At 69.1% G+C, this 615-nt stretch carries 1 protein-coding gene; it reads left to right on the top strand.

Going from position 1 to position 615, the window contains the following annotated elements:
• Positions 1 to 109: 109 nt before the first annotated feature.
• On the top strand, positions 110 to 615 hold a 506-nt coding region (locus AC1DQC_RS19980; RefSeq protein ID WP_477052972.1), incomplete at its 3' end, for a DUF6474 family protein.

Here is a 615-nt window from a genome sequence, read left to right as displayed (position 1 = left end):
AATCGCTTCACCGCGGCGCCATGCCCCCGCCGCGCCGGGCGGTGTCGCGGATACGCTGTAGCGGACACGCGCGCCGGTGTTCGCGCACCCGAGACGAGGGGCTCTACGCATGGGTTTGTTCCGGAAACGCAAGACACGCGCGACCCGCCGTGCGGAGGCGAAGGCACTCAAGACGAAGGCCAAGATGGAGGCCAAGCTCGGTGCCCGCAACGACCGCAAGAAGATGAAGTCCGACTCGAAGTCCACGAAGAAGATCGAGAAGGCTCAGATCTCGGCGCTGAAGGCACAGGAGAAGGCGGCTCAGCGCGGGGGCAAGCTCAGCGTCAGCCAGGTCCGCAAGTACATCGGCATCGCACGGCTGCTCACCCCCGTGCTCGCCCCGCTGATCTACCGCGGCGCGGTGGTGGTGCGCGGCCAGCTCGACCAGCAGCGGGCCGCGAAGATGGGCATCGCCGCGGAGGAACTCGGCACGTACACCGGGCACGGCGCCCATCTCAGCGCCCGGATCGCGGGGGCCGAGCGCTCCGCCAACGACATCGCCGCGCAGTTCAACGACGCCGAGACCGTCGCGTTCACCACCGCGATCCGCGGCCGGTTGACCGAGCTGAGCACCGC

Source organism: Cellulomonas sp. P4_H12, from assembly GCF_056400905.1.
Note: the sequence above shows the minus strand (reverse complement) of the source record. Positions and strands in the feature narration are given on the sequence as shown.